Genomic DNA, 26,014 nt, shown 5'->3' with positions numbered 1-26,014 from the left:
AGTCCCGGCGGGTCGAGCGGCCTGGGGCCGCCGTGCCCTATATAAGTTGGTCGGCGTGAAAACGCAGATGGTCCTGCATAAACGTGGATATAAAGTAGTAGCCATGGTCGTAGTCGGCATGGCGGCGCAGCGTCAGCGGCTGGCCAGCCTTCTGGCAGGCCAGCTCGAAGGCTTCCGGATACAGCTGCTCGGCCAGGAACGAGTCGGCCAGCCCCTGGTCGATCAAAATGCCCTGCGGAAAGAGCGGGCGTTCGGCTCGGGCCATGAGTTCGCTGGCGTCGTACTGTTTCCAGGCCTGGGTGTCCGGCCCCAGGTAGCCGCCGAAAGCCTTGCGCCCCCAGGGGCAACGCGTGGGCGCGGCGATGGGCGCGAACGCGGATACCGATCTGAATTTATCCGGATGGCGCAACGCCAGCACCAAGGCGCCGTGGCCGCCCATCGAGTGGCCGAAAATACCCGTGCGCCCGGCGTCGCCAGGCAGTTGGGCGGTCACGATGCCGTACAGCTCGTCGGCCACATAGCTTTCCATGCGGTAATGGGTGCGCCAGGGCTCTGCGGTGGCGTCCAGGTAAAACCCCGCGCCGGTGCCGAAGTCCCAGTCCTGGTCTTCGCCGGGAATGCCCGCGCCACGCGGGCTGGTGTCCGGCGCGACCAGCATGAATCCGTGCTCGGCGGCCAGCCGCTGGGCGCCGCCCTTGATCATGAACGTTTCTTCGGTGCAGGTCAGCCCGGCCAGGTAGAACAGCACCGGCACCCGCTCCTGCTCGGCCTGGGCGGGCAGGAACACCGAGAACCGCATCGGCAGGCCGATCTGCGCCGACGCATGCCGGTAGTAGCGTTGCCACCCACCGAAACAACGATGCTGCGAAATCAGTTCCAGTTCTGCCATGTAGTACCTCTTGTAAACCGTGGCCGCCCTGCCGGGCAGACGCCGGGCAGGGCGGCGGCGCCGCCTTAGTAAAGCACCACCGAGCGAATCGACTCGCCGCGCTTCATCAGGTCGAAGCCCTCGTTGATGCGCTCAAGCGGCAACGTGTGGGTGATCAGGTCGTCGATGTTGATCTTGCCTTCCATGTACCAGTCGACAATCTTGGGCACGTCGGTGCGGCCCCTGGCGCCACCGAAGGCCGAGCCCTTCCATTCACGGCCCGTGACCAGCTGGAAGGGGCGCGTGCTGATTTCGGCGCCGGCCTCGGCCACGCCGATGATCACGGACTGGCCCCACCCTTTGTGACAGCATTCCAGGGCCTGGCGCATGACTTCGGTATTGCCGATGCACTCGAACGAGTAATCGGCGCCGCCGTCGGTCAATTGGATGATGTGGTCGACGACGTTCTCGACTTCCTTGGGGTTGACGAAGTGCGTCATGCCGAACTTGCGTGCCATGGCTTCGCGCTGCGGGTTCACATCCACGCCGATGATCTTGTCGGCGCCAACCATCTTGGCGCCCTGGATCACGTTCAGGCCGATGCCGCCCAGGCCGAATACCACCACGTTGGCGCCCGCCTCGACCTTGGCCGTGTACACCACCGCGCCCACGCCGGTGGTCACGCCGCAGCCGATGTAGCAGATCTTGTCGAAGGGCGCGTCTTCGCGCACCTTGGCCACGGCGATCTCCGGCACCACGATGTGGTTGGCGAAGGTCGATGTCCCCATGTAGTGAAACAGCGGCTTGCCGCCAAGCGAAAAGCGGGACGTCGAATCGGGCATCAGCCCCTTGCCCTGGGTGGCGCGGATCGCCTGGCAAAGATTGGTCTTGCGGGACAGGCAGAACTTGCACTGCCGGCATTCCGGTGTGTATAGGGGAATGACATGGTCTCCCTTTTTCAGGGACGTAACTCCGGCGCCCACATCGACCACTACGCCCGCCCCTTCGTGGCCCAGGATGGCCGGAAAGATGCCTTCGGGGTCGGCCCCTGAAAGGGTGTAGTAATCGGTATGGCAGATGCCCGTGGCCTTGACTTCGATCAGTACTTCGCCAGCACGCGGGCCTTCAAGATCGACCTCTTCGATGGTCAGCGGGGCTCCGGCTTTCCAGGCGACGGCTGCTTTGGTCTTCATGCGTGCTCCTGTTCAAGAAATATCTGCGGCTATGGCATTTCAACGCCCGATGTTAACCTGCATGAGCGCGGTGGGCATGCCCGCCCTGCAAGCGTGCCACTCTTGTGGCTTGACCCCTCGACGGTTATGGCACTATTTATATATAGTTGATCGCCCTTAACGTTCTTTCGGCCGCGCACGCCTTTTACCCTTATGGCCCGTCTGCCCCGTTTGTACGCCCCCGGGCTGCCCCAGCTGGTGCAGGCCAACTTCGTCCAGCCGTTGGCCGCGCCATCGCAGCCCACGCCGCAAGACGTACTGAACCAGCTTGCCTCCTGGCTGGGCGATTCTGCCCAGCGGCATCGCGTCGCCGTGCATGGCTGGGTGCTGGCCAACGACCGCATCCTGTTGCTGGCCACGCCGGCCGATGAAGAAGGCCTGCCACGCCTGATGCAGACCCTGGGCCGCAACCTGGCGGCCCGGCTGCGCGGCGGGCGCGTGTTCGCCGGCCGCTACCGCTCGGCGCTGGTGGAACCGGGCGCATGGGTATTGCCGGCGCTGGTCTGGCTGGAAACCTACCCCGTGCGCAGCGGCATCGCACACGATCCGGATTCCTGGCCATGGTCGTCGGCCGGCAGTCACACGGGCAATACCACCCCCGCCACGCCACCTTCGCCCTGGCAATCCGACCACGCCGACTACTGGGCATGCGGCAACACGCCTTTCGATCGCCAGGCCAATTACCGGCATCGCCTTCAGGAAGGCCTGTCGCGGGACCAAAGCCAACGTATCGACCAGGCTGTATCGGGCCAGTGGGCATTGGGCGGGCCGGACTTCATCGCCAGCCTGGCACATACGGCGAGCCGCCGCGTGGCGCCGGGCCAACGCGGCCGTCCCCGCAAGACACCCGCCCCGGCCGCGCACGACACCCCCGGCGACACTGCCTGACCGCCGCCATCGCCCGCCTATCGGCAACACCAAGTCGCGGCGCCACCACATTTATTTGGTGACGCAACACCCTTTTGCCCACCCGATACGGCCCGCATGCCGAGCCTGGCTGCATTCGCCATCTGAAATATCGTTGATTTTTAAAGAATTTTAATCCGGCCCCATATTTAATGATCATCGAATTCTCCATTTTTATTAAGGGACGCACCCCGTAAATTTTCATTGCGAACCATCGCGTGCCGCAGTATCGTCATGTTCTTGCACTGCAACATCCACGCAGGCCCCTGCGGAGCGCGCCATGTCTACACGTCCTCTCGATCCTTCCTGTCGCCCGGTTGAAACCCCGATCGATGCCACCCGCATCGGCATGCCGGCGGCCCAGGGCTTGTACAGCCCCACCCACGAACACGATGCCTGCGGCGTCGGCTTTGTCGCCCATATCAAAGGGCGCAAGAGCCACGCCATCATTCAACAGGGCCTGAAGATCCTCGAGAACCTGGACCACCGGGGAGCGGTGGGCGCCGACAAGCTCATGGGCGACGGCGCGGGCATTCTTATCCAGATTCCGGACGCGCTGTACCGCGATGAAATGAGCCAGCAGGGCATCACCCTGCCGCCGCCCGGCGAGTATGGCGTGGCGATGGTGTTTCTGCCGAAAGAAACCGCCTCGCGCCTGGCCTGTGAACAAGAGCTCGAGCGCGCCGTGCGCGCCGAAGGCCAGACCGTGCTGGGCTGGCGCGACGTGCCCGTCGACGTAGACATGCCCATGTCGCCCACCGTGCGCTCGGTCGAGCCCGTCATCCGCCAGCTGTTCATCGGACGCGGCGCGGACGTCATGGTGCCCGACGCACTCGAACGCAAGCTGTATGTGATCCGCAAGACCGCCAGCCATGCCATCCAGGCCATGCGCCTGGCGCACGGCAAGGAATACTTCGTGCCGTCAGCCTCGGTGCGTACCGTGGTCTACAAGGGCCTGCTGCTGGCCGACCAGGTCGGCCGCTACTACCGCGACCTGGCGGACCCTCGCACGATCTCGGCGCTGGCGCTGGTGCACCAGCGGTTCTCCACCAACACCTTCCCGGCCTGGCCGCTGGCCCACCCGTACCGCATGATCGCCCACAACGGCGAAATCAACACCGTCAAGGGCAACTTCAACTGGCTGCGCGCCCGCGAAGGCATGATGCAGTCGGCCGTGCTGGGCGACGACCTGAAAAAACTGTACCCGATCGTCTACGAAGGGCAGTCCGACACCGCGACGTTCGACAACTGTCTCGAACTGCTGGTGAATTCCGGCTATTCGCTGGCCCACGCCATGATGATGATGATTCCCGAAGCGTGGGAACAGCACACGCAAATGGACGAGAGCCGCCGCGCCTTTTATGAATATCACGCGGCCATGATGGAACCCTGGGACGGTCCGGCCGCCGTGGCCTTCACCGACGGCCGCCAGATCGGCGCCACCCTGGATCGCAACGGCCTGCGTCCCGCCCGCTACCTGATCACCGATGACGACATGGTCATCCTGGCGTCCGAGGCCGGCACGCTGTCCATACCCGAAAACCGCATCGTCAAGAAGTGGCGCCTGCAGCCCGGCAAGATGTTCCTCATCGACCTGGAGCAGGGCAGGATCATCGACGATGCCGAAATCAAGCTGCAGCTGGCCAACAGCCGCCCGTACCGTCAATGGATCGAGCGCCTGCAGATCAAGCTGGAATCGCTGCCCGCGCCGCGCCAGACGACGCCGGCCACGCAGTCGCCCGTGTCGCTGCTGGATCGCCAGCAGGCGTTCGGCTGGACCCAGGAAGACTACAAGTACATTCTGGAACCCATGGCCGCCTCTGGCGAAGAAGTGGTGGGCTCGATGGGCAACGACGCGCCCCTGGCCGTATTGTCAAACCGCGCCAAGCCGTTCTACAGCTACTTCCGCCAGCTGTTCGCCCAGGTAACCAACCCGCCCATCGACCCCATCCGCGAACAGATGGTGATGTCGCTGGTGTCGTTCATCGGGCCCAAGCCCAACCTGCTGGACATCAACAACGTCAACCCGCCGCTGCGCCTGGAAGTCTCGCAGCCCGTGCTGGATTTCGCCGCGATGGCGCAGATTCGCGACATCGAGCAGGTTACCGGCAAGAAGTTCCGCAGCTACGAACTCGACATCACCTACCCGGTTGCCTGGGGCTCCGAAGGTATCGAAGCCCGCGTGGCGGCGCTGTGCGCCCGCGCCGTCGACGCGGTGCAAAGCGGGTACAACATTCTTATTGTGTCCGACCGCCTGGTCGATTCCGAACGCGTGGCCATCCCGGCGCTGCTGGCCACTTCGGCCGTACACCAGCACCTGATCCGCGCCGGCCTGCGCACGGCCACCGGCCTGGTCGTGGAAACGGGCTCGGCCCGGGAAGTCCATCATTTTGCGCTGCTGGGCGGATACGGCGCCGAAGCCATCCACCCGTACCTGGCGCTGGACTCGCTGTCGCGCATGCCCGACCCCGAAAAGGCGACCAAGAACTTCATCAAGGCCATCGGCAAGGGGCTGAACAAGGTCATGTCCAAAATGGGCATCTCGACCTACATGTCGTATACCGGTGCGCAGATCTTCGAAGCTGTCGGCCTGCAGAAAGCGCTGGTCGACAAGTACTTTACCGGCACGGCTTCCAACGTCGAAGGCATCGGCATTTTCGAGGTGGCCGAAGAAGCGCTGCGCCTGCACCGTGCCGCGTTCAGCACCGACCCCGTGCTGGCCAACGACCTGGACGCAGGCGGCGAATACGCTTTCCGGGTGCGCGGCGAAGAGCACATGTGGACGCCCGACTCCATCGCCAAGCTGCAGCACGCCTCGCGCGCCAATAACTATCGCACGTACAAAGAGTACGCGCAGATCATCAACGACCAGAGCCGCCGCCACATGACGCTGCGCGGGCTGTTCCAGTTCCGCTTCGACCCCACGCGCGCCATTGCGCTGGACGAAGTCGAGCCGGCCAAGGAAATCGTCAAGCGCTTCGCTACCGGCGCCATGTCGCTGGGCTCCATTTCCACCGAAGCCCACACCGTGCTGGCGGTGGCCATGAACCGCATCGGCGGCAAGTCGAATACCGGCGAAGGCGGCGAAGACGAATTGCGCTACCGCGCCGAAATGCGCGAACACAAAAGCACCATCAAAGATGGCGACACCCTGGCGTCCATCCTGGGCGCAGACCGCATCGAATCCGATGTGCCGCTGAAGGCCGGCGACTCGCTGCGTTCGCGCATCAAGCAGGTCGCCTCGGGCCGCTTCGGCGTCACGGCCGAATACCTGGCAAGCGCCGACCAGATCCAGATCAAGATGGCGCAGGGCGCCAAGCCCGGCGAAGGCGGCCAGCTGCCTGGCCACAAGGTATCGGACTACATCGCCAAGCTGCGCTATTCGGTGCCGGGCGTGGGCCTGATCTCGCCGCCGCCGCACCACGACATCTATTCCATCGAAGACCTGGCGCAGCTTATTCACGATCTGAAAAACGTCAACAGCAAGGCGTCGATCTCGGTCAAGCTCGTGTCCGAAGTGGGGGTGGGCACCGTGGCGGCCGGCGTGGCCAAGGCCAAGGCCGACCATGTCGTGATCGCCGGCCACGACGGCGGCACCGGTGCATCGCCCGTGTCGTCGATCAAGCATGTAGGCACGCCCTGGGAACTGGGCCTGGCCGAAACGCAGCAGACCCTGGTGCTCAACCGCCTGCGCAGCCGCATCCGCGTGCAGGCCGATGGACAGATGAAAACCGGCCGCGACGTCGTGATCGCGGCGCTGCTTGGCGCCGACGAGTTCGGCTTTGCAACCGCGCCGCTGGTGGTAGAAGGCTGCATCATGATGCGCAAGTGCCACCTGAACACCTGCCCGGTGGGCGTGGCCACTCAGGATCCGGTGCTGCGCCGCAAGTTCCAGGGCAAGCCCGAGCACGTGGTGAACTTTTTCTTCTTCATCGCCGAAGAAGTGCGCGAAATCATGGCCCAGCTGGGCATCCGCAAGTTCGACGACCTGATCGGCCGCGCCGACCTGCTGGACGTGCGCGAAAGCGTCGAACACTGGAAGGCCCGGGGCCTGGATTTCTCGCGCGTGTTCTACCAACCGCAGATCGACACCGAACGACGCCAGACCGAAGCGCAAGACCACGGCCTGGCCGGCGCGCTGGACCATCTGTTTATCGAACGCAGCAAGCCCGCGCTCGAACGCGGCGAAAAGGTCTCGTTCATCACGCCCGTGCGCAACCGCAACCGCACCGTCGGCGCGATGCTGTCGGGCGCCGTCGCGGCGCGCTACGGCCACGAAGGCCTGCCCGACGACACCATCCACATCCAGTGCAACGGCACGGCCGGCCAGAGCTTCGGCGCCTTCCTGGCGCACGGCATCACACTGGACCTGGTAGGCGAAGGCAACGACTACGTCGGCAAGGGCCTGTCGGGCGGCCGCATCATCGTGCGCTCGCCCAATGACTTCCGCGGGTTCGGGCCCGACCACATCATCGTCGGCAACACCGTGCTGTATGGCGCGCTGGCGGGCGAAGCGTTCTTCAACGGCGTGGCCGGCGAGCGTTTTGCGGTGCGCAACTCGGGGGCGGCCGCCGTGGTCGAAGGCACCGGCGACCACGGTTGCGAATACATGACCGGCGGCACCGTGGTGGTGCTGGGCAGCACCGGCCGCAACTTCGCCGCCGGCATGTCGGGCGGCGTCGCCTACGTATGGGACCCGGACCGCAGCTTCAGGCAACGCTGCAACCTGGCCATGGTCGAGCTCGAACCTGTTGCGCCGCACGCCGAGCAACTGGCGCAGAACGACCGCGAGCACTGGCACAGCGTCCAGCGCGGCGGCGAGCGCGATACCGACGAAGCCATCCTGCGCCGGCTCATCGAAGACCACTTCCGCTATACCGGCAGCTTCCGCGCCCGCGAAATCCTGGGCGACTGGGAAGCCTCGCGCGGCAAATTCATCAAGGTCATGCCCACCGAATACCGCCGCGCACTGGGCGAAATGTGGCGTGCGGCCAGCCCGGAACAACTGGCCGCCTGAGGATCTACCATGGGAAAAATCACTGGTTTTATGGAATTCCAGCGGCTCAAGGAAGCCGCCGAAGCCCCGCAGAAGCGCCTGAAGCACTGGCGCGAGTTCGTGGTGCGCCTGAACGACGAACAGTCCCGGCAGCAGGCCGCCCGGTGCATGGACTGCGGCATTCCGTTCTGCAACAACGGATGCCCGGTCAACAACATCATCCCCGACTGGAACGACCTGGTGTACCGGCAGGAATGGCGGCGCGCGCTGGACGTCCTGCATTCCACCAACAACTTCCCGGAATTTACCGGCCGGATCTGCCCGGCGCCCTGCGAGGCCGCCTGTACGCTCAACATCAACAGCGACGCGGTCGGCATCAAGTCCATTGAGCACGCCATCATCGACAAGGGGTGGGCCGAGGGCTGGGTCGTGCCGCAGGTGCCGGTGCGCAAGACTGGCAAGAAAGTGGCCGTGGTGGGCTCGGGGCCAGCCGGCCTGGCGTGCGCGCAGCAGCTGGCGCGCGCCGGCCATTCGGTTACGGTGTTGGACAAGAGCGACCGCATCGGCGGCCTGATGCGCTACGGCATCCCCGACTTCAAGCTGGAAAAATCGCTTATCGACCGCCGCATTGCCCAGATGGAAGCCGAGGGCGTGGAGTTCCTGCCATCTACCTATGTCGGCAACCCGTCGGACCCCGTGGCCGATGGCTTGACGGTGCGCACGCCCGATGCCTTGCTGGCCGAGTTCGACGCCGTGGTCATGAGCGGCGGCGCGGAAACCCCGCGCGACCTGCCGGTACCCGGCCGCGAACTCGAGGGCGTGTATTTCGCCATGGACTTCCTGCGCCAGCAGAACAAGGCCGTGGCCGGCGACCGCCTGACCAACCAGACACTGGCCAAGGGCAAGCATGTGGTCGTGATCGGCGGCGGCGACACCGGCTCGGACTGCGTGGGCACCAGCAACCGCCACGGCGCCGCTTCGGTTACCCAGTTCGAGCTGATGCCCCAGCCGCCCGAATCCGAAGACAAGCCGCTGGTGTGGCCGTACTGGCCCCTGAAGCTGCGCACCTCGTCTTCGCACGAAGAAGGCTGCGAGCGCGACTGGGCAGTCACCACCAAGCTGCTCAAGGGCAGCAACGGCAAGGTCGAAGCGCTGGTGGGCGCCCGGGTCGAATGGTTCAAGGACGAAGCCACCGGCCAGATGAAGATGCGCGAGGTCGAAGGTTCGGAATTCGAGATCAAGGCCGACCTGGTGCTGCTGGCCATGGGGTTCGTGTCGCCCGTGCAGAACGTGCTGGACGCCTTTGGCGTCGACCGCGACGGGCGGGGCAACGTGCGAGCCAATACCGATGACTACCGCACCAGCGTCGACAAGGTCTTCGCCGCCGGCGACATGCGGCGGGGCCAGTCGCTGGTGGTCTGGGCCATTCGCGAGGGCCGGCAATGCGCTCGCGCCGTCGATGAATACCTGATGGGCGCCAGCGAACTGCCTCGCTGAGCGGGCAGCGAACCTGATGGGCCTGGCGCGCAACCGTGCGCCAGGCCCTTGTTTTTGCCGGCCGTTTCCCTTTCGCAACGACGCGCCCCGAATAACCCTACTACTGACATGGATCAAGCCGCGTCTGGCGCCGGCCTGAGAACCTTCCCGCTGCCGGAACCAACGGCAGACTTACGGAGAGTTTCATGTCAATACGTATCCCCCTGGCCGCGGCGCTGTGCGCCGCCACCCTGATCGGCGCCCCGACGCAAGCCCATGAAGCGGGCGATTGGTTGCTGAAGGTCGGCGCCACGCAGGTGCGCCCCAAGTCCGTCAACGGCACCGTGCTGGACGGCAGCGTCAAGCTCGATGTCGGCAACAGCGTGCGGCCCAGCTTCAGCGTGACTTACATGGCCACCCGCAACATAGGCGTCGAACTGCTCGGCGCGTGGCCCTTCCAGCACGATATCGACGGCAGCGCCGGGCTGGGCAAGATCGCCACCACCAAGCACCTGCCACCCACCTTGAGCCTGCAATGGCACTTTCTGCCCGACAGCCAGGTGCAACCGTACGTGGGTATCGGTGTGAACTACACCCACTTCTTCGATACGAAGGCGCGCGGCGCCCTGGATGGTTCGGACCTGAAACTGGGCGATTCCTGGGGCCTGGCGGGGCAGGTCGGCATGGACATCAAGCTGAACGACCGCTGGTTCCTCAACGCCGACCTGCGCTATATCGACATCTCGTCCAAGGTCAAGCTCAACGGGCAACGCATCGGCACCGCGCGTATCGACCCCTGGGTCGCCACCGTGGGCGTGGGATATCGGTTCTAGCGGGCGCTGAGGCGCCAGGCCGGCGGGCCGACCGGCCCGCGCCACGGCCCGAACGGGCATAATTGCCGCAAAACGCGCAACATCAACAGGAGTACCGCGCATGCGAGCATTTCGTCCGCTTCTGGCCAGCGTGCTGGCTGCCACCGCCCTGGCCGCAAGCCTGCCCGCCCCGGCCCAGGACACCGCCGGCTGGCCGTCCAAGCCCATTACCCTGATCGTGCCGTACGCCCCCGGCGGCTTTGCCGACACCCGCGTGCGGTTGCTGGCCCGCAAGCTGGCCGATTCTCTGAAGCAGACGGTAGTCGTCGAGAACAAGGCCGGAGCAGGGGGCGTCGTCGGCACCAACCTGATCGCCAAGGCCGCACCCGACGGCTACACCATCGGCACCGGCAATCTGGCGCCCATGGCGGTCAACCCCACCCTGATGCCCTCGATTCCCTACGATGCGCGCCAAGACCTGGCGCCGGTGATACTGATCGAGAACAGCCCGCTGGTGCTCAGCGTCAACAACTCGCTGCCCGTCAAGAACCTGCAAGAATTGGTGGATCTGGCCAAGAAAGAGCCCGGCAAACTGACGTTCGGCTCGTCGGGCGTGGGCGGCGCCCACCACCTGTCGGGCGAAATGTTCCGCGAACAGGCCGGCATCGACATCGTGCACGTGCCTTACAAGGGCGGCAGCCTGGCCGCCACCGACCTGATGGGCGGCCACATCTCAATGATGTTCGAAATGGGCTATTCGGCGCTGCCCGCCATCCACGGCAAAAAGATACACCCCATTGCCGTTACGGCGAGCAAGCGCCTGGACGTGCTGCCCGACGTACCCACCATGGCCGAATCCGGGCTGCCGGGCTTCGAGTCGTATAACTGGCAGGGCATCGTCGCCCCCGCCGGCACGCCAGCGCCCATCATCGACCGGCTCAACGCCGAATTCAACCGGATCTTGCAAGACCCGGAAGTGCGGAAAGCCATCGCCGACACGGGCAGCCAGGCCGGCGGCGGCACGCCCGCGGAATTCGCGGCGTTTATAGCCAGCGAAACCGAAAAATGGGCAAAAGTCATCAAACAGGGCAACATAACGCTCCAGTAGCCGGGCAGATGCCGGCCTGAACCGCCCGCGCAAGGCCACGTTACAATGTTTGCGACGCCGGGGCGCCCACGCCGCCCGGGCCCCACTTTCCATTGCCTATGCCCGAACTTACTCCCAGCAGTCCGGACCTTGCCCTGTCACTCGATGGGGTCGCGCTTGGCTATGGCGACTTCACGGTATTGCAAGACATCGACATGGCCGTCAAGCCGGGGCAGGTGGTGGCCGTCATGGGGGGGTCGGGCTCGGGCAAGACCACTTTGCTGCGCGCGGCCACGGGCCAACTGAAAGCGCTGCGCGGCCGGGTGCGCGTGTTCGGCACCGATATCGGGCAGGCCGGCACGGCGGGCGTACAGGCCCTGCGCAAGCGCATGGGCGTGCTTTTTCAGCAAGGCGCCCTGTTTACGGACCTGAACGTCTTCGAAAACGTGGCGTTTCCCCTGCGCGAGCACACCCGCCTTGCCGAACCCGAGCTCACCGCCCGGGTGCTCGACAAGCTCGACGCGGTGGGCCTGCGGGCGGCCGCGCACCTGCGCGTGGCGGAAATCTCTGGCGGCATGGCGCGGCGCGTGGCGCTGGCGCGCGCCGTCGTGCTCGAACCCGAACTCATCCTGTACGACGAGCCGTTCGCCGGGCTCGACCCCATTTCCATGGGCATCACCGCGCGCCTGATCCGCGACCTGTCCGACCGCCTGCAGTGCGCATCGGTGCTTATCACGCATGATGTGCAGGAATCTTTCGCCATCGCCGACCAAGTCTATCTGGTCGGTCGGGGGCGTCTGGTGGCAGCCGGCACGCCCCAGACGCTGTCAAGCTCTACGGACCCCTACGTCAGGCAGTTTCTGCGCGGCGAGCCCGACGGCCCGGTGGCGTTCCAGTACCCCGACACGCCGGCCTTCCAGGCCTGGCTGGCCAAACAAGAAGGGCGCAAACCATGATGGGGCCACTACAAGCCGTCAGCGCGCTGGGTCGCCGGGTGCGCGCGCAGGTCGAAGGCATCGGGTTCTTCACGCGATTCCTGGGCGCCCTGCTGGCGCGCAGCGGTATCGCGGTGTCGCGTCCCCGCCTGGTATCGCAGCAAGTGCATTTCATCGGCAACTATTCATTGCTGATCATCGTCGTATCCGGCATGTTTGTCGGCTTTGTGCTGGGGCTGCAGGGGTACTACACGCTGAACCGTTACGGTTCTGAAGAAGCCCTGGGGCTGCTGGTGGCGCTGTCGCTGGTGCGCGAGCTCGGCCCGGTGGTCACTGCCCTGCTGTTCGCCGGGCGGGCCGGCACTTCGCTCACCGCTGAAATCGGCCTGATGAAGGCGGGCGAGCAACTGGCCGCGATGGAAGTCATGGCCGTCGACCCGATGCGGCGCGTACTGGTGCCGCGGTTCTGGGGCGGCATTATCGCCATGCCCGTACTGGCCGCGGTGTTCTCCATGGTGGGCATCCTGGGCGGCTGGGTGGTGGGCGTGCTGCTCATCGGCGTGGACGCCGGGGCATTCTGGTCGCAGATGCAAAGCGGCGTCGACGTCTGGGACGACGTGGCCAACGGCGTGCTCAAGAGCCTGGTTTTCGGCGTTACCGTCACCCTGGTGGCACTGTATGAAGGCTGGCAGGCCCGGCCCACCCCCGAGGGCGTGGCGCGGGCCACCACCCGTACTGTCGTCATGGGTTCCCTGGCCGTGCTGGGGCTCGATTTCCTACTTACCGCCCTGATGTTTGGCAATTGATACGGATTCATCATGTCACGCGAAAAAACCGATTTCTGGGTTGGGCTGTTTGTGCTGCTGGGCGCGGCGGCGCTGGTTTTCCTGGCGTTGCGCGCGGGTAACCTCAGCAGCTTCTCATTTGCGCCCACCTATACCCTTACTGCCAATTTTGACAATATCGGCGGCCTGAAGGCCCGCGCCCCGGTCAAGAGCGCCGGCGTGGTGGTGGGCCGTGTCGGCAACATCAGCTTCGACGACAAGGTGTTCCAGGCGGTGGTGACGCTCAACCTCGAAGAAGGCTACGAATTCCCGAAAGATTCGTCCGCTTCTATCCTGACCTCCGGCCTGCTGGGCGAACAGTACGTGGGCCTGTCGCCGGGCGCCGAAGAAGAAAACCTGGCCGACGGCGGCAAGATCCGCTACACGCAAAGCGCTGTCGTGCTGGAGCAACTGATCAGCCAGTTCCTGTATGGCACGGCCGAGAAACAAGGCTCGAAGCCCGAAAATTGAAGCATTTTCGGCCCAGGCCATAGATAATTGCCGCTCTGCGCCGCCGGACATGCCCGGCGGCACGCCGAAAACCGACCCGAACCTTGTACGGGGCCTTTTCCGATCATGACCATGTCCAATTACGTCCGCGTTGCCTCCGCCCTGGCCGTATGTGCCCTGACCGCTGGCTGTGCCGCCCCCGGCAACCCCGATCCTCGCGATCCCTGGGAAGGCTTCAACCGCGGCGTGTACAAGTTCAACGATACGGTCGACCGCGCCGTGCTCAAGCCCGTGGCGCAGGCCTACACGTATGTCACGCCGCAGCCAGTGCGCAGCTGCATCCACAATATTTTCAGTAACGTGGGCGACCTGTGGGGCGCCACCAACAGCTTCCTCCAGGGCCGCGGACACGATTTCGTCAACTCGCTGGGCCGGTTCCTGTTCAACACCACCATGGGCGTGGGGGGCTGCTTCGACGTGGCGTCGGCCAATGGCGCGCGCAAGATCCCCAACGACTTCGGCACGACCCTGGGCGTTTGGGGGCTGGGCCAGGGGCCGTACCTGGTATTGCCCTTCTTCGGCCCCAGCAGCGTGCGCGACGGCGTCGGCCTGGTGGGCGACTGGCAGGGCGGCATGTATACCTACACCAGCGTAGGCTCCATCGAAAACGTACCGGTCCGCAATTCGCTGTGGGGCCTGAAGGTGGTCGACACCCGCGCGAGCCTGCTCGACACCACCGATACGGTAGACCGCGTCGCGCTGGACCCGTACAGCTTCGTGCGAGACGCCTACCTGCAGCGCCGGGCCGCCATGGTGCGCGGCACAGCCTCGAGCGAGGCCAACGTGCCCGACTACAGTGTGCCCGACTACAGCGACGACGCCGCGGATGACTCCGCGGCGGTTCCGGCCGGATCGGCCGCTCCCGCGCCCAAGCCGTAACGGGCGCGCAGCCAACCAGGAGTACCCATGCGGTTTTCTGCCTTTGCTTTGCTGCAACGCCTGTTTCTGTCCGGCATGCTGGCCCTGACGGCCGCTGTCGCCCACGCCGACACGCCCGATCCGCACGGCGCCCCGGACAAATTCGTGCTGGATGCCGCCAACGAAGCCCTGGCCGCGCTCAAAGCCGACAGCCAGCTGCGCTCGGGCGACCTGGCCCGGGTCAACGCAGCGGTCGACAAGTACATACTGCCGTACGTCAACTTCCGCAAAACCACCCAGCTGGCCGCCGGCCGCTACTGGCGCCAGGCCACGCCCGAGCAGCAAAATGCGCTGGCCGACGCATTCCGCGGCACGCTCATCCGCACCTACAGCGGCGCGCTCACCAACGTGACGAACGCCACCAACATCAAGCTGCTGCCGTTTCGCGGCGACCCCAACGCCGACGACGTGGTGGTGCGCAGCCTGATCACCCAGGCCAACGGGCAGCCGGTGGGCGTGGACTATCGGCTCGAAAAAGACCCCAAGGCAGGCTGGCGCATCTACGACCTTAACGTCGAAGGCATCTGGCTGATCCAGAACTATCGCAACCAGTTCGCCCAGCAGATCAACCAGTCCGGCATCGACGGCTTGATCACCGCGCTGAACCAGCGCAACCAGTAACCCCTGGCGACGGCCGGCGCGGGCACAGGCCGCCGCCGGCCCCATTTATAATGGGCGATTCGCTCTAGCCAGAGCTGTGCCGCCGCCATGTCTGCCGTTAGCCTCGACCACGTATCCAAGATCTATTCTCCGCGCTCGCCCGGCTGGAAAAGGCTGCTTGGACATCACGCCGGCCCCGGCTTCCAGGCCTTGAACGATGTCAGCCTTACCATCGAGCCGGGTGAGTTCTTCGGGCTGCTGGGCCCCAACGGCGCCGGCAAAACCACCCTGATCTCCATCCTGGCCGGCCTGGCGCGCGCCACCAGCGGGCGCGCCAGCGTGTGCGGCTACGACGTCACCACCGAATACAAGGCTGCCCGCCGGGCCCTGGGGGTAGTGCCCCAGGAACTGGTCTACGACCCGTTTTTTTCCGTGCGCGAGACGCTGCGCATCCAGTCGGGTTATTTCGGCCTGCGCAAGAACGACGACTGGATCGACGAAATCCTGTTCAACCTGGGGCTGGCCGACAAGGCCGACGCCAACATGCGCGCCCTGTCGGGCGGCATGAAACGCCGCGTACTGGTCGCCCAGGCGCTGGTGCACCGGCCTCCCGTCATTGTGCTGGACGAACCCACCGCGGGCGTTGACGTCGACCTGCGCCGCACGCTTTGGGAATTCATTTCACGGCTGAACAAGGCCGGGCACACCATCATGCTGACCACCCATTACCTGGAAGAAGCCGAAGCGCTGTGCGGCCGCATCGCCATGCTCAAGGGCGGGCGCATCGTGGCGCTGGACACCACCCAGGCGCTGCTGGCGCGGGTGGGCGGCGTCGACCTCGAAGACGCATTCGTGCGCATCATGCGCCACGACGACAGCGCCGTGGCCGAACTCGCTCCCGAAGAGGCCGCAACGTGACGGCGCCGCTTACCCCCGCCGCCAAGCCGCTGCTGCAACCCCGCCTGGACACCGGCTCGGGGTTTCCGACGCTGCTGCGCAAAGAGCTGCTGCGCTTCTGGAAAGTCGCCTTCCAGACCATTGCCGCGCCGGTGGTCACCGCCTTGCTTTACCTGCTGGTATTCGCCCAGGTGCTCGAAGGTCGCGTCATGGTGTACGGATCGGTGCCATACACGTCGTTCCTGATCCCCGGGCTGATGATGATGAGCATGCTGCAGAATGCCTTCGCCAACCCGTCTTCATCGCTGATCCAGAGCCGCATCACCGGCAACCTGGTGTTCGTGCTGCTGCCGCCCCTGTCGCACCGCGAAATATTCTCGGCCTACTTGCTGGCGGCGGTCGCGCGCGGGCTGGCGGTGGGCGCCTGTGTATGGCTGGTTGCCGTGTGCTTTACGTCCTTGCCGCCCGCCCACCCGGGATGGGTCGTGGTGTTCGCCATGCTGGCCTGCGGCATCATGGGGGCGCTGGGCCTGATAGCCGGCCTGTGGTCCGAAAAATTCGACCACCTGGCCGTGTTCCAGAATTTCCTGATCATGCCGGCCACTTTTCTGTCAGGCGTGTTCTATTCCATTCATACGCTGCCGCCGTTCTGGCAGGCGGTATCGCACTGGAACCCCATCTTCTACACTATCGACGGCTTCCGCTACGGCTTTTTCGCCATATCGGACGTGTCGCCATGGCGCAGCCTGGCAGTGGTATCCGGGGTGTTCATCGTGCTTTCGTTCGTCACGCTGCGCCTGCTGGCCAGCGGCTACAAACTCAGGAACTGACGTCCATGCTACCTACCCCCGAGCAGGTCCGCCAATATATCGCCGACGGTCTGCCTTGCGAACACCTGGACGTGCAGGGCGACGGCTCGCACTTCGATGCGGTCATCGTCAGCCCCGCCTTCGAAGGCAAGCGCCTCATCGCGCGGCACCAGATGGTCTATGCCGCGCTGGGCGACCGCATGAAGGCTGAAATCCATGCATTGTCCATGCGTACCCTTACGCCCGACGAATACGCCCAGGCAGGCAGCTGAAACCATGGACAAACTACGCATCACTGGCGGCTCGCCGCTGCACGGCGAAGTCACGATCTCGGGCGCCAAGAATTCGGCGTTGCCCATACTATGCGCGGGGCTGCTGTCGGCCGACCCCGTGGTGCTGGCCAACGTACCCGACCTGAACGATACATCCACCATGCTGCGCCTGCTGGCCCGCATGGGCGTGCGGGCCGAACGCGGCGCCGACGGCATCGTCACGCTGCAGGCCAACCAGGTCGACAATCTGGAAGCGCCGTATGAACTCGTCAAGACCATGCGCGCGTCCATCCTGGTGCTAGGCCCGCTGCTGGCACGCTTCGGACAGGCCCGCGTCAGCCTGCCGGGCGGGTGCAGCATCGGCCAGCGCCCCGTCGACCAGCACATCCGGGGCATGGCGGCGCTGGGCGCCGAAATCAGCATCGAACACGGCTTCGTGGTCGCGCGTGCCAAACGCCTGAAGGGCGCCTCGATCCGCACCGACATGGTTACCGTCACCGGCACCGAGAACCTGCTGATGGCCGCGGTGCTGGCCGAAGGCCAGACCGTGCTCGAAAACGCCGCGCGCGAACCCGAAGTCGTCGACCTGGCCGAGCTGCTCATCAAGATGGGCGCCCGCATCCAGGGCCACGGCACCGATCGCATCGTCATCGACGGCGTGGACCGCCTGCATGGCGCCGAGCACCGCGTCATCTCCGACCGCATCGAGGCCGGCACGTTCCTGTGCGCAGTGGGCGCCGCCGGCGGCGACATCACCCTGCGCAACGCCGACCCGGCCATCATGGGCGCCACGCTCGACAAGCTCATCGATGCGGGGCTTACCATTGAAACCGGGCCCGACTGGGTGCGCGGCGCCATGCAGGGCCGGCCCCGCCCCGTTGATTTCCGCACCCACGAATACCCCGGCTTCGCCACCGACATGCAGGCCCAGCTGATGGCGCTCGACACGGTCGCCGACGGCGCGTCCGTCATCGTGGAAACCATCTTCGAGAACCGCTACATGCACGTGCAGGAACTGCGCCGCATGGGCGCCGACATCGACATCGACGGCCATACGGCCGTCGTGCGCGGCGTGCCTCGCCTTTCGGGCGCGGCCGTCATGGCCACCGACCTGCGGGCATCGGCCAGCCTGGTCATTGCCGGCCTGGCCGCCGACGGCCAGACCGTCATCGACCGCATTTACCACCTCGACCGCGGCTACGACAAAATGGAAGTCAAGCTGCGCGCCCTGGGCGCCGATATCCAGCGCCTGAGCGGCAAGGAATCCGCATGAGCTCCCTCTCCGCCGCCCCCATCACCCTTGCACTGTCCAAGGGCCGCATTTTCGAAGAAACCCTGCCGCTGCTGGCCCAGGCGGGCGTGCACGTGGCCGAGAATCCCGAAAGCTCCCGCAAGCTGATCCTGCCCACCAGCGACCCCGGCCTGCGCCTGATCATCGTGCGCGCCTCCGACGTACCCACCTATGTGCAGTACGGCGCCGCCGACCTCGGCATCGCCGGCAAAGACGTGCTGCACGAACACGCGGCGCAATACCCGGGCAGCCTGTACCAGCCCATCGATCTCGACATCGCCAAGTGCCGCCTGTGCGTGGCGGTTCGCAAGGGCTTTGACTACGAAGCGGCCGTGCACCAGGGAGCCCGGCTGCGCGTGGCCACCAAGTATGTGCGCGCGGCGCGCGAACATTTCGCCGCCAAGGGCGTGTACGTCGACATCATCAAGCTGTACGGCTCGATGGAGCTCGCGCCGCTGGTCGGTCTTGCAGACTGTATCGTCGACCTGGTGTCAACGGGCGGAACCCTGCGCGCCAATGACCTGGTCGCCGTGGAAGACATCATGCCGATCTCGTCGCGCCTGATCGTCAACCAGGCCTCTCTCAAGACACGCGGCGACCGGCTGCAGCCTTTACTCGACACATTCCGGCGCGCCGCACAGGCAGGGGCGGCCGGCTGACACGGCGGCGCCTGCCCCGGCGCCCGCTACACTATGGTTTTGCCCGCGGTGGCGGCTGCCCGCAACAGCGCCGCCCCGGACGCATCTTCCTGTTTTTCCGTAACGCCATGGCCGCCCTGATCAACCGCCTTGATTCCCGCCAGCCGGATTTTTCCTCCGCGCTGTCCAGACTGCTGGCCTTCGAAGCCTCCGAAGACGAATCCATCGACCGCGCCGCCGCCGGCATCCTGGCCGACGTGCGCGGCCGTGGCGATGCCGCGCTGCTGGAATACACCCAGCGCTTTGACCGCGTGGCCGCCGCCACCGCCGCCGAACTGGAAATTCCCAGATCGGAATGGCACGCAGCCCTGGCGGCACTGCCGGCCGCGCAGCGCAATGCGCTGGAAGCGGCCGCCGACCGCGTGCGCGCCTATCACGAGCGCCAGCGTGCCGAGACCTGGACCTACACCGACCCCGAAGGCAACCTGCTGGGCCAGCAAGTCACCCCGCTGGACCGCGTGGGCCTGTACGTGCCGGGCGGCAAGGCGGCCTATCCCTCGTCGGTGCTGATGAACGCGATTCCGGCCAAAGTCGCCGGCGTCGGCGAACTCGTCATGGTCACCCCCACGCCCGACGGCGCGCGCAACCCCATCGTGCTGGCCGCGGCCGCCATCGCCGGCGTTGACCGCGCGTTCGCCATAGGGGGCGCGCAGGCCGTCGGCGCACTGGCCTATGGCACCGCCACCGTTCCCGCGGTCGACAAGATCGTCGGGCCGGGCAACGCCTACGTGGCCGCGGCCAAGCGCCGCGTGTTCGGCACCGTGGGCATCGACATGATCGCCGGCCCCAGCGAGATCCTGGTCATCTGCGACGGCAAGACACCGGCCGACTGGATCGCCATGGACCTGTTCTCGCAGGCCGAACACGACGAACTGGCCCAATCCATACTGTTATGCCCGGATGCCGCCTTCATCGATGAGGTCGAGGCGTCCATCGCCCGCCTGCTGCCCACCATGCCGCGGGCCGATATCCTGCGCGTCAGCCTGGCCAACCGCGGCGCCCTGATCCTGGTGCGCGACCTGGAAGAAGCCTGCGCGATTGCCAACGATATCGCCCCCGAACACCTGGAAATCTCTACCGAACAGCCCGAATACTGGACAGCCCGCATCCGGCACGCAGGCGCGATCTTCATGGGCCGGTTTAGCTCCGAATCGCTGGGCGACTACTGCGCGGGCCCCAACCACGTGCTGCCCACGTCGCGCACCGCGCGTTTTTCGTCGCCGCTGGGTGTTTATGACTTCCAGAAGCGGTCGAGCCTGATCCAGGTATCGCGGCAGGGCGCGCAAACCCTGGGCCGCATCGCCGCCGAACTTGCGCTGGGCGAAGGCCTGCACGCGCACGCGGCCAGCGCGCAGTACCGGCTCGACCCGCCGTGAACGGCGCCCGCACGGCCGCCGCGCCCGGGCCGGGCGCGCGCGACGCCGGCCTGCGGCCCGCCACGGGCGATGCCCTGGATAAGCGCATCGCCGCGACCGTCCGGCCGGACATCCGCGCCATGACGGCGTACCCCGTGCCGTCGGCGTCCCAGGGCATCAAGCTCGACGCCATGGAATGCCCTTATCCGTTGCCGGATGCGGTGCGCGACGATATTGCCCGCGCGTTGCGCGACACCGCGCTCAATCGGTATCCCGCGGCGGACAACGGCGAGCTGACGCTCGCGCTGCGCCAGGCGTTCGACATCCCCGCGCAGTCGGGCCTGCTGTTCGGCAACGGCTCGGACGAGCTCATCCACCTGATCGTGCAGTCCTGTTGCCAGCCCGGCGACACGGTGCTGTCGCCCTGGCCGTCGTTCGTCTACTTCGACATGGCCGCCCGTTTTGACCATGCGCGCTTCGTCGGCGTGCCCCTGACGGCCGACCTGCAGCTGGACCTGCCCGCCATGCTGCGGGCCATCGACCAGCACCGCCCCAAGGTGGTGTTCCTGGCCCTGCCCAACAACCCCACCGGGGGCCTGTGGCCCGACGCCGCGGTGCAGGCCATCGTGGATGCCGCTCCCGGCCTGGTCGTGCTGGACGAGGCGTACCAGGCCTTCGCGGGCCACACCTGGATGCCCCGCCTGCCGCACTTGCCGCAGGCCGTGGTGCTGCGCACCGTTTCCAAGATCGGGCTGGCCGGCCTGCGGTTCGGCTACCTGGCCGGCGACCCCGCCTGGATCTCTCAAATCGACAAGGTCCGGCCGCCCTACAACATCAATGTACTGACCCAGGCGGCGCTGCGCACCGTGCTGCGCCACAAGGCGGTGCTGGACGAGCAGGCTGCGCACCTGCGGGCCGGCCGCGCCGCCCTGGCGTCAGGCCTGGCCGCGCTGCCGAACGTCACCGCCTACCCCAGCGCCGGCAACTTCGTACTTGCGCGCTTTTCCGGCAAGCCGGGCGGCAACGCCGTGCATCTTGCCCTGAAAACGCGCAAAATACTGGTAAAGAACTTTTCGGACGCCCACCCGCTGCTGGCCGACTGCCTGCGCATCTCGGTCGGCACCCCGGACGAAAACCGCGCAGTGCTCGACGCCCTGCAAGATATCCTCAGCTAAATTTAGGCTCGCCCCTTTATGCGTACCGCCGAAATTACCCGCAACACCAACGAAACGCGCATCCGCGTGGCCGTCAATCTCGACGGCACCGGCAAGCAATCGCTCGACACCGGCGTGCCGTTCCTCGACCACATGCTCGACCAGATCGCCAGGCACGGGCTTATCGATCTCGACATCAAGGCCGACGGCGATCTGCACATCGATGCGCACCACACCGTCGAAGACGTCGGCATCACCCTGGGCATGGCCGTGGCCAAGGCGGTGGGCACCAAGGCGGGCCTGCGCCGCTATGGGCACGCCTACGTGCCGCTGGACGAAGCCCTGTCGCGCGTGGTCATCGACTTCTCCGGACGGCCCGGGCTGGAATATCACATTCCGTTCACCCGCGCGCGCATCGGCGACTTCGACGTCGACCTTACCCGCGAATTCTTCCAGGGGTTCGTCAATCACGCCCTCGTCACGCTGCACATCGACAACCTGCGCGGCTTCAATGCGCACCACCAGTGCGAAACCGTGTTCAAGGCCTTCGGGCGCGCCCTGCGCATGGCGCTCGAAGTCGACCCCCGCATGGGCGCCACGGTGCCGTCCACCAAGGGCGTCCTCTAAGGTATTTCCCTCGGCGCCAGCCTACCCATCCGCCAGGCACACACTGTGACTACCATTGCCATCGTCGACTACGGAATGGGCAACTTCCATTCCGTGGCGCGGGCGCTGCGCTACGCCGCGCCCGACGCCGACATCCGTATCTGCAACCGCGCGGCCGACATCGATGCCGCCGACCGCGTCGTTTTTCCCGGCCAGGGCGCCATGGCCGACTGCATGCGCACCCTGAACGAATCGGGCCTGCGCGAAGCCGTGGTGCGCGCAGCCCGCGCCAAGCCCCTGCTGGGCGTATGCGTGGGCGAACAAATGCTGTTCGAGTCCAGCGAAGAAGGCCAGACCCCGTGCCTGGCCCTGTTTCCGGGCACGGTGCGCCGCTTTGCCGGGCCGCAGTACGCCGGCGCCACCGCCGGGCCCGACGCGGCCGAACGGCTCAAGGTGCCGCACATGGGGTGGAACCAGGTCCGCCAGACGCGCTCTCATGCGCTATGGGCGGGCATCCCCGACCATACGCATTTCTATTTCGTGCACAGTTACTATGCCGCGCCCGCCGATCCCGCGCTGACGGTCGGCGAGTCCGACTACGGCGTTACATTTACGTGCGCCGTGGCCGCCGAGAACATTTTCGCCGTGCAGTTCCATCCCGAGAAAAGCGCGGCCCACGGTTTGCGGCTGTACCGCAATTTTGTAGACTGGAACCCATAGCCGCTCCGTACGAGCTTCGGCCGGCCCTTTCAACCAATTTTTCAACGCTCGATATCCACCATGCTGCTGATCCCCGCCATCGATCTCAAAGACGGGCGCTGCGTACGCCTGCGCCAGGGAGACCTCGACGAGGCAACGGTATTCTCTGAAGACCCCGCCGCCATGGCCACACACTGGCTCGACCTGGGCGCGCGCCGCCTGCATCTGGTCGACCTGAATGGCGCCGTGGCGGGCAAGCCCAAAAACGACGCCACCATCAAGGCGATCCTCGATGCCGTCGGCGACGAGATCCCGGTCCAGATCGGCGGCGGCATCCGCGACCTGGACACGATCGAGGCCTACCTCGACGCCGGCATTTCGTATGTCATCATCGGCACGGCCGCGGTAAAGAACCCGGGCTTCCTGCATGACGCCTGCGGCGCCTTCCCCGGCAGCATCATCGTGGGCCTGGACGCGCGTGACGGCAAGATCGCCACCGATGGCTGGAGCAAGCTCACGCGCCACGACGTGCTCGACCTGGCCAAGAAGTTCGAAGACTACGGCTGCGAGGCCATCATCTACACCGACATCAGCCGCGACGGCATGCTGTCGGGCGTCAACGTCGACGCCACCGTGCGCCTGGCCCAGCACGTCCGCATCCCCGTCTTCGCATCCGGGGGCATTGCCGGCATCCAGGATATCGAAGCCTTGTGCGCCGTCGAAGAAGAAGGCGTCGAAGGCGCCATCCTGGGCCGCAGCATCTACGAAGGCACGCTCGACTTCCAGCAGGCGCAGGCTCGCGCGGACGAACTCGGCTCATGAACAGCTCCGCCATGGCGCAGGGCGCGCCCAGCGCGCTCACCCGGCGCATTATCCCGTGCCTGGACGTGACCGCCGGACGCGTGGTCAAGGGCGTCAATTTCGTAAACCTGGCCGACGCGGGCGACCCGGTGGAAATCGCGCGCCGCTACGACGAGCAGGGCGCCGATGAACTGACCTTCCTTGACATCACGGCCACCAGCGACGGCCGCGACCTGATCCTGCCCATCATCGAACAGGTGGCCTCGCAGGTGTTCATTCCGCTGACCGTGGGCGGCGGCGTGCGCCAGGTGGCCGACATCCAGCGCCTGCTCAATGCCGGCGCAGACAAAATCAGCATCAACAGCGCCGCCGTGGCCAACCCCGAACTCGTGCGCAGCGCCGCCGATTACCACGGGTCGCAATGCATCGTGGTGGCCATCGATGCAAGGCGCGTCTCTGCACCCGGCGAGCCCGCACGCTGGGAAGTCTTCACCCATGGCGGACGCAAGCCCACGGGGCTGGACGCCGTCGAATGGGCCGCCCGCATGGCCGCCTACGGCGCCGGCGAAATCCTGCTTACCAGCATGGACCGCGACGGCACCAAGTCCGGCTTCGACCTTGAACTCACCCGCGCCGTGGCCGACGCCGTGCCGGTGCCCGTCATCGCCTCCGGCGGCGTGGGCAGCCTGCAGCACCTGGCCGACGGCGTCACCACCGGACGCGCCAGCGCCGTGCTGGCGGCCAGCATCTTCCATTTCGGCCAGCACACCGTGCGCGAATGCAAAGAGTTCATGGCCGCGCAAGGCATTGCTGTCAGACTGGATTAGACTGTTCCCATGAATACCGAGCCCGCCTGGATGGCCGACGTCGTTTTCGACGAGCAAGGCCTGATTCCCGCCATCGCCCAGGACGCCCAAAGCGGGCAGATTCTGATGGTGGCCTGGATGAACCGCGAAGCCCTGGCCGAAACCGCGGCCACGGCTCGCGCCGTGTACTGGTCGCGTTCGCGCCAGCGCCTGTGGCGCAAAGGCGAGGAATCCGGACACGTCCAGGCCGTGCACGATCTGCGCCTGGACTGCGATGGCGACGTCATCCTGCTCAAGGTGCACCAAGAAGGCGGCATCGCCTGCCACACCGGGCGCGCCAGCTGCTTCTTCCGCAGGCTGGAAGGCCCCGTCGACAGCGCCGCGTGGGTCACCGTCGACCCAGTCCTGAAAGATCCGGAACAGATCTACAAATGACCAGCTCCCTGTCCACCGACGTGCTGGCGCGCATCGCCGACACCCTGGAATCCCGCCGCCCCGACCGCGGCGGCGATCCGCAAACCTCTTATACGGCCAAGCTGCTGGCCAAGGGGCCCGACGCCTTCCTGAAAAAAATCGGCGAAGAGGCCACGGAACTGGTCATGGCCGCCAAAGACGGCCTGCCCGATCGCATCGTCAATGAAACCGCCGACCTCTGGTTTCATTGCCTGGTCACCCTGACTCACTACAACCTGCGGCCCGAAGACGTGCTGGCCGAACTGGCGCGCCGCGAAGGCTTGTCAGGCCTTGAAGAAAAAGCACGGCGCCCCGCCTCCTGAGCACGGAATCCTATGAGCGACAACTGTATCTTCTGCAAAATCGCCCGCGGCGAGATCCCTTCCAAGAAGGTCCACGAAGACGACGAGTTCGTGGCCTTCCACGACATCAACCCCGCCGCCCCCGTGCACTTGCTGCTCATCCCGCGGCGCCACGTCGTATCCCTGCAGGACATCGGCCCCGACGACGCCGGCTGGTTGGGTAGAATGGTTACCCTGGCTACGCGCCTGGCAGCCGACAACGGCTGCCGTCCGGGCCCGGAAGGGGGGTTCCGCCTCATGGCCAATTCCGGCGTCGATGGCGGCCAGGAAGTCCCCCACCTGCATTTCCATATCATAGGCGGTCAGCGACCCTGGAAAGGGCGCATGGCTCCCAACGCATAATCACGGAGAACCGTCATCATGGGTAGCTTCAGCATCTGGCATTGGTTGATCGTCCTGGTCATCGTTGCCCTCGTATTCGGCACCAAAAAGCTGCGCAACATCGGCAGCGATCTCGGCGGCGCCGTCAAAGGCTTCAAAGAAGGCATGAAAGACGCCAACACCGACAAACCGGCAGAGCAGGTCACGCAGCAGAAGGCCGCCGACGACACGATCGACGTGCAGGCCAAAGAAAAGACCAACTCCTGATCTCCCTGCATCCCCTGTACCCCGGAAGCCAGGCCCCGCGGGCCGGCTTCCCTGTCCTC

27 protein-coding genes are annotated in these 26,014 nt (G+C 65.8%); 25 read left to right on the top strand and 2 right to left on the bottom strand.

The features are described 5' to 3' along the window. Positions 1-37 precede the first annotated feature (37 nt). A complete protein-coding gene (gene fghA, locus CAL19_RS19340; RefSeq protein ID WP_094797698.1) occupies positions 38-889 on the bottom strand; it encodes an S-formylglutathione hydrolase in 852 nt (283 codons plus the stop codon). Between the two features lie 65 nt (positions 890-954). Beyond that, positions 955-2,061 (bottom strand): S-(hydroxymethyl)glutathione dehydrogenase/class III alcohol dehydrogenase, encoded by a 1,107-nt coding sequence (locus tag CAL19_RS19335; protein WP_026639221.1) that lies wholly within the window; start codon positions 2,059-2,061, stop codon positions 955-957. A 192-nt stretch (positions 2,062-2,253) separates the two neighbouring features. On the opposite strand from CAL19_RS19335, the gene CAL19_RS19330 reads away from it, so the two are divergent. The 25 genes from CAL19_RS19330 to tatA all read left to right on the top strand — a co-directional run bounded on the left by CAL19_RS19330 (position 2,254) and on the right by tatA (position 25,955). Next, entirely contained in the window at positions 2,254-2,988 is a 735-nt protein-coding gene (locus CAL19_RS19330) for a hypothetical protein (RefSeq protein WP_094797697.1), read from the top strand. Between the two features lie 298 nt (positions 2,989-3,286). After that, the gene (locus CAL19_RS19325) at positions 3,287-8,023 is read left to right on the top strand and encodes a glutamate synthase-related protein (RefSeq protein WP_094797696.1); all 4,737 of its coding nucleotides are present in this window, start codon (positions 3,287-3,289) and stop codon (positions 8,021-8,023) included. Positions 8,024-8,032: 9 nt separating this feature from the next. Continuing rightward, on the top strand, positions 8,033-9,499 hold the full coding sequence (locus CAL19_RS19320; RefSeq protein WP_026639224.1) for a glutamate synthase subunit beta: 1,467 nt from the start codon (positions 8,033-8,035) through the stop codon (positions 9,497-9,499). 185 nt (positions 9,500-9,684) lie between these two features. Then, on the top strand, positions 9,685-10,311 hold the full coding sequence (locus CAL19_RS19315; RefSeq protein ID WP_094797695.1) for an OmpW/AlkL family protein: 627 nt from the start codon (positions 9,685-9,687) through the stop codon (positions 10,309-10,311). Between the two features lie 100 nt (positions 10,312-10,411). Continuing rightward, on the top strand, positions 10,412-11,398 hold the full coding sequence (locus CAL19_RS19310; RefSeq protein ID WP_094797694.1) for a tripartite tricarboxylate transporter substrate binding protein: 987 nt from the start codon (positions 10,412-10,414) through the stop codon (positions 11,396-11,398). A 98-nt stretch (positions 11,399-11,496) separates the two neighbouring features. Next, positions 11,497-12,333, top strand: coding sequence for an ABC transporter ATP-binding protein (locus tag CAL19_RS19305; RefSeq protein ID WP_026639227.1), 837 nt, complete (start codon positions 11,497-11,499; stop codon positions 12,331-12,333). Beyond that, on the top strand, positions 12,330-13,118 hold the full coding sequence (gene mlaE / locus CAL19_RS19300; RefSeq protein WP_038852220.1) for a lipid asymmetry maintenance ABC transporter permease subunit MlaE: 789 nt from the start codon (positions 12,330-12,332) through the stop codon (positions 13,116-13,118). The genes CAL19_RS19305 and mlaE overlap by 4 nt, the downstream gene beginning before the upstream one ends. A gap of 12 nt (positions 13,119-13,130) precedes the next feature. Continuing rightward, positions 13,131-13,607, top strand: coding sequence for an outer membrane lipid asymmetry maintenance protein MlaD (gene mlaD / locus CAL19_RS19295; protein ID WP_026639229.1), 477 nt, complete (start codon positions 13,131-13,133; stop codon positions 13,605-13,607). 105 nt (positions 13,608-13,712) lie between these two features. Continuing rightward, positions 13,713-14,525 (top strand): MlaA family lipoprotein, encoded by an 813-nt coding sequence (locus CAL19_RS19290; RefSeq protein ID WP_094797693.1) that lies wholly within the window; start codon positions 13,713-13,715, stop codon positions 14,523-14,525. Positions 14,526-14,552: 27 nt separating this feature from the next. Continuing rightward, the gene (locus CAL19_RS19285; RefSeq protein WP_094797692.1) at positions 14,553-15,185 is read left to right on the top strand and encodes an MlaC/ttg2D family ABC transporter substrate-binding protein; all 633 of its coding nucleotides are present in this window, start codon (positions 14,553-14,555) and stop codon (positions 15,183-15,185) included. Positions 15,186-15,272: 87 nt separating this feature from the next. Continuing rightward, the gene (locus CAL19_RS19280; protein ID WP_026639232.1) at positions 15,273-16,082 is read left to right on the top strand and encodes an ABC transporter ATP-binding protein; all 810 of its coding nucleotides are present in this window, start codon (positions 15,273-15,275) and stop codon (positions 16,080-16,082) included. After that, the gene (locus CAL19_RS19275; protein ID WP_026639233.1) at positions 16,079-16,891 is read left to right on the top strand and encodes an ABC transporter permease; all 813 of its coding nucleotides are present in this window, start codon (positions 16,079-16,081) and stop codon (positions 16,889-16,891) included. The genes CAL19_RS19280 and CAL19_RS19275 overlap by 4 nt, the downstream gene beginning before the upstream one ends. A gap of 5 nt (positions 16,892-16,896) precedes the next feature. Continuing rightward, the gene (locus CAL19_RS19270; RefSeq protein ID WP_026639234.1) at positions 16,897-17,142 is read left to right on the top strand and encodes a BolA family protein; all 246 of its coding nucleotides are present in this window, start codon (positions 16,897-16,899) and stop codon (positions 17,140-17,142) included. Positions 17,143-17,146: 4 nt separating this feature from the next. Then, on the top strand, positions 17,147-18,415 hold the full coding sequence (murA, locus tag CAL19_RS19265) for a UDP-N-acetylglucosamine 1-carboxyvinyltransferase (protein WP_094797691.1): 1,269 nt from the start codon (positions 17,147-17,149) through the stop codon (positions 18,413-18,415). Then, positions 18,412-19,092, top strand: a complete 681-nt coding sequence (hisG, locus tag CAL19_RS19260; RefSeq protein ID WP_026639236.1) for an ATP phosphoribosyltransferase — start codon at positions 18,412-18,414, stop codon at positions 19,090-19,092. The genes murA and hisG overlap by 4 nt, the downstream gene beginning before the upstream one ends. A 107-nt stretch (positions 19,093-19,199) precedes the next feature. Then, a complete protein-coding gene (hisD, locus tag CAL19_RS19255) occupies positions 19,200-20,507 on the top strand; it encodes a histidinol dehydrogenase (protein ID WP_170941567.1) in 1,308 nt (435 codons plus the stop codon). A gap of 50 nt (positions 20,508-20,557) precedes the next feature. Next, the gene (gene hisC, locus CAL19_RS19250) at positions 20,558-21,661 is read left to right on the top strand and encodes a histidinol-phosphate transaminase (protein WP_283162366.1); all 1,104 of its coding nucleotides are present in this window, start codon (positions 20,558-20,560) and stop codon (positions 21,659-21,661) included. Between the two features lie 18 nt (positions 21,662-21,679). Continuing rightward, a complete protein-coding gene (hisB, locus tag CAL19_RS19245; protein WP_026639239.1) occupies positions 21,680-22,267 on the top strand; it encodes an imidazoleglycerol-phosphate dehydratase HisB in 588 nt (195 codons plus the stop codon). Positions 22,268-22,312: 45 nt separating this feature from the next. Continuing rightward, on the top strand, positions 22,313-22,966 hold the full coding sequence (gene hisH, locus CAL19_RS19240; protein ID WP_026639240.1) for an imidazole glycerol phosphate synthase subunit HisH: 654 nt from the start codon (positions 22,313-22,315) through the stop codon (positions 22,964-22,966). A gap of 60 nt (positions 22,967-23,026) precedes the next feature. Beyond that, on the top strand, positions 23,027-23,767 hold the full coding sequence (gene hisA / locus CAL19_RS19235) for a 1-(5-phosphoribosyl)-5-[(5-phosphoribosylamino)methylideneamino]imidazole-4-carboxamide isomerase (protein ID WP_026639241.1): 741 nt from the start codon (positions 23,027-23,029) through the stop codon (positions 23,765-23,767). Beyond that, positions 23,764-24,573 (top strand): imidazole glycerol phosphate synthase subunit HisF, encoded by an 810-nt coding sequence (gene hisF, locus CAL19_RS19230; protein ID WP_094797688.1) that lies wholly within the window; start codon positions 23,764-23,766, stop codon positions 24,571-24,573. Before hisA ends, hisF begins: the two co-directional genes overlap by 4 nt. Positions 24,574-24,582: 9 nt before the next feature. After that, positions 24,583-24,987, top strand: a complete 405-nt coding sequence (gene hisI, locus CAL19_RS19225) for a phosphoribosyl-AMP cyclohydrolase (protein ID WP_094797687.1) — start codon at positions 24,583-24,585, stop codon at positions 24,985-24,987. After that, entirely contained in the window at positions 24,984-25,328 is a 345-nt protein-coding gene (locus CAL19_RS19220; RefSeq protein ID WP_026639244.1) for a phosphoribosyl-ATP diphosphatase, read from the top strand. The genes hisI and CAL19_RS19220 overlap by 4 nt, the downstream gene beginning before the upstream one ends. 12 nt (positions 25,329-25,340) lie before the next feature. Further along, on the top strand, positions 25,341-25,709 hold the full coding sequence (locus tag CAL19_RS19215) for a histidine triad nucleotide-binding protein (RefSeq protein ID WP_026639245.1): 369 nt from the start codon (positions 25,341-25,343) through the stop codon (positions 25,707-25,709). Positions 25,710-25,727: 18 nt separating this feature from the next. Further along, positions 25,728-25,955 carry a Sec-independent protein translocase subunit TatA gene (gene tatA / locus CAL19_RS19210; protein WP_026639246.1) on the top strand — a complete coding sequence of 76 codons (228 nt, stop codon included), beginning with the start codon at positions 25,728-25,730 and terminating at the stop codon, positions 25,953-25,955. Positions 25,956-26,014: the final 59 nt, after the last annotated feature.

It is taken from the genome of Bordetella genomosp. 7 (assembly GCF_002261265.1).
In the GTDB taxonomy this organism is placed as follows: Bacteria; Pseudomonadota; Gammaproteobacteria; order Burkholderiales; family Burkholderiaceae_B; genus Bordetella_A.
Note: the sequence above shows the minus strand (reverse complement) of the source record. Positions and strands in the feature narration are given on the sequence as shown.

What these genes read in the sequence shown, in the direction of transcription:
- fghA (WP_094797698.1), bottom strand. Translation starts at nt 889, where the DNA reads ATGGCAGAACTGGAACTGATTTCGCAGCATCGTTGTTTCGGTGGGTGG.
- CAL19_RS19335 (WP_026639221.1), bottom strand. Translation starts at nt 2,061, where the DNA reads ATGAAGACCAAAGCAGCCGTCGCCTGGAAAGCCGGAGCCCCGCTGACC.
- CAL19_RS19330 (WP_094797697.1), top strand. Translation starts at nt 2,254, where the DNA reads ATGGCCCGTCTGCCCCGTTTGTACGCCCCCGGGCTGCCCCAGCTGGTG.
- CAL19_RS19325 (WP_094797696.1), top strand. Translation starts at nt 3,287, where the DNA reads ATGTCTACACGTCCTCTCGATCCTTCCTGTCGCCCGGTTGAAACCCCG.
- CAL19_RS19320 (WP_026639224.1), top strand. Translation starts at nt 8,033, where the DNA reads ATGGGAAAAATCACTGGTTTTATGGAATTCCAGCGGCTCAAGGAAGCC.
- CAL19_RS19315 (WP_094797695.1), top strand. Translation starts at nt 9,685, where the DNA reads ATGTCAATACGTATCCCCCTGGCCGCGGCGCTGTGCGCCGCCACCCTG.
- CAL19_RS19310 (WP_094797694.1), top strand. Translation starts at nt 10,412, where the DNA reads ATGCGAGCATTTCGTCCGCTTCTGGCCAGCGTGCTGGCTGCCACCGCC.
- CAL19_RS19305 (WP_026639227.1), top strand. Translation starts at nt 11,497, where the DNA reads ATGCCCGAACTTACTCCCAGCAGTCCGGACCTTGCCCTGTCACTCGAT.
- mlaE (WP_038852220.1), top strand. Translation starts at nt 12,330, where the DNA reads ATGATGGGGCCACTACAAGCCGTCAGCGCGCTGGGTCGCCGGGTGCGC.
- mlaD (WP_026639229.1), top strand. Translation starts at nt 13,131, where the DNA reads ATGTCACGCGAAAAAACCGATTTCTGGGTTGGGCTGTTTGTGCTGCTG.
- CAL19_RS19290 (WP_094797693.1), top strand. Translation starts at nt 13,713, where the DNA reads ATGACCATGTCCAATTACGTCCGCGTTGCCTCCGCCCTGGCCGTATGT.
- CAL19_RS19285 (WP_094797692.1), top strand. Translation starts at nt 14,553, where the DNA reads ATGCGGTTTTCTGCCTTTGCTTTGCTGCAACGCCTGTTTCTGTCCGGC.
- CAL19_RS19280 (WP_026639232.1), top strand. Translation starts at nt 15,273, where the DNA reads ATGTCTGCCGTTAGCCTCGACCACGTATCCAAGATCTATTCTCCGCGC.
- CAL19_RS19270 (WP_026639234.1), top strand. Translation starts at nt 16,897, where the DNA reads ATGCTACCTACCCCCGAGCAGGTCCGCCAATATATCGCCGACGGTCTG.
- murA (WP_094797691.1), top strand. Translation starts at nt 17,147, where the DNA reads ATGGACAAACTACGCATCACTGGCGGCTCGCCGCTGCACGGCGAAGTC.
- hisG (WP_026639236.1), top strand. Translation starts at nt 18,412, where the DNA reads ATGAGCTCCCTCTCCGCCGCCCCCATCACCCTTGCACTGTCCAAGGGC.
- hisD (WP_170941567.1), top strand. Translation starts at nt 19,200, where the DNA reads ATGGCCGCCCTGATCAACCGCCTTGATTCCCGCCAGCCGGATTTTTCC.
- hisB (WP_026639239.1), top strand. Translation starts at nt 21,680, where the DNA reads ATGCGTACCGCCGAAATTACCCGCAACACCAACGAAACGCGCATCCGC.
- hisA (WP_026639241.1), top strand. Translation starts at nt 23,027, where the DNA reads ATGCTGCTGATCCCCGCCATCGATCTCAAAGACGGGCGCTGCGTACGC.
- hisF (WP_094797688.1), top strand. Translation starts at nt 23,764, where the DNA reads ATGAACAGCTCCGCCATGGCGCAGGGCGCGCCCAGCGCGCTCACCCGG.
- hisI (WP_094797687.1), top strand. Translation starts at nt 24,583, where the DNA reads ATGAATACCGAGCCCGCCTGGATGGCCGACGTCGTTTTCGACGAGCAA.
- CAL19_RS19220 (WP_026639244.1), top strand. Translation starts at nt 24,984, where the DNA reads ATGACCAGCTCCCTGTCCACCGACGTGCTGGCGCGCATCGCCGACACC.
- CAL19_RS19215 (WP_026639245.1), top strand. Translation starts at nt 25,341, where the DNA reads ATGAGCGACAACTGTATCTTCTGCAAAATCGCCCGCGGCGAGATCCCT.
- tatA (WP_026639246.1), top strand. Translation starts at nt 25,728, where the DNA reads ATGGGTAGCTTCAGCATCTGGCATTGGTTGATCGTCCTGGTCATCGTT.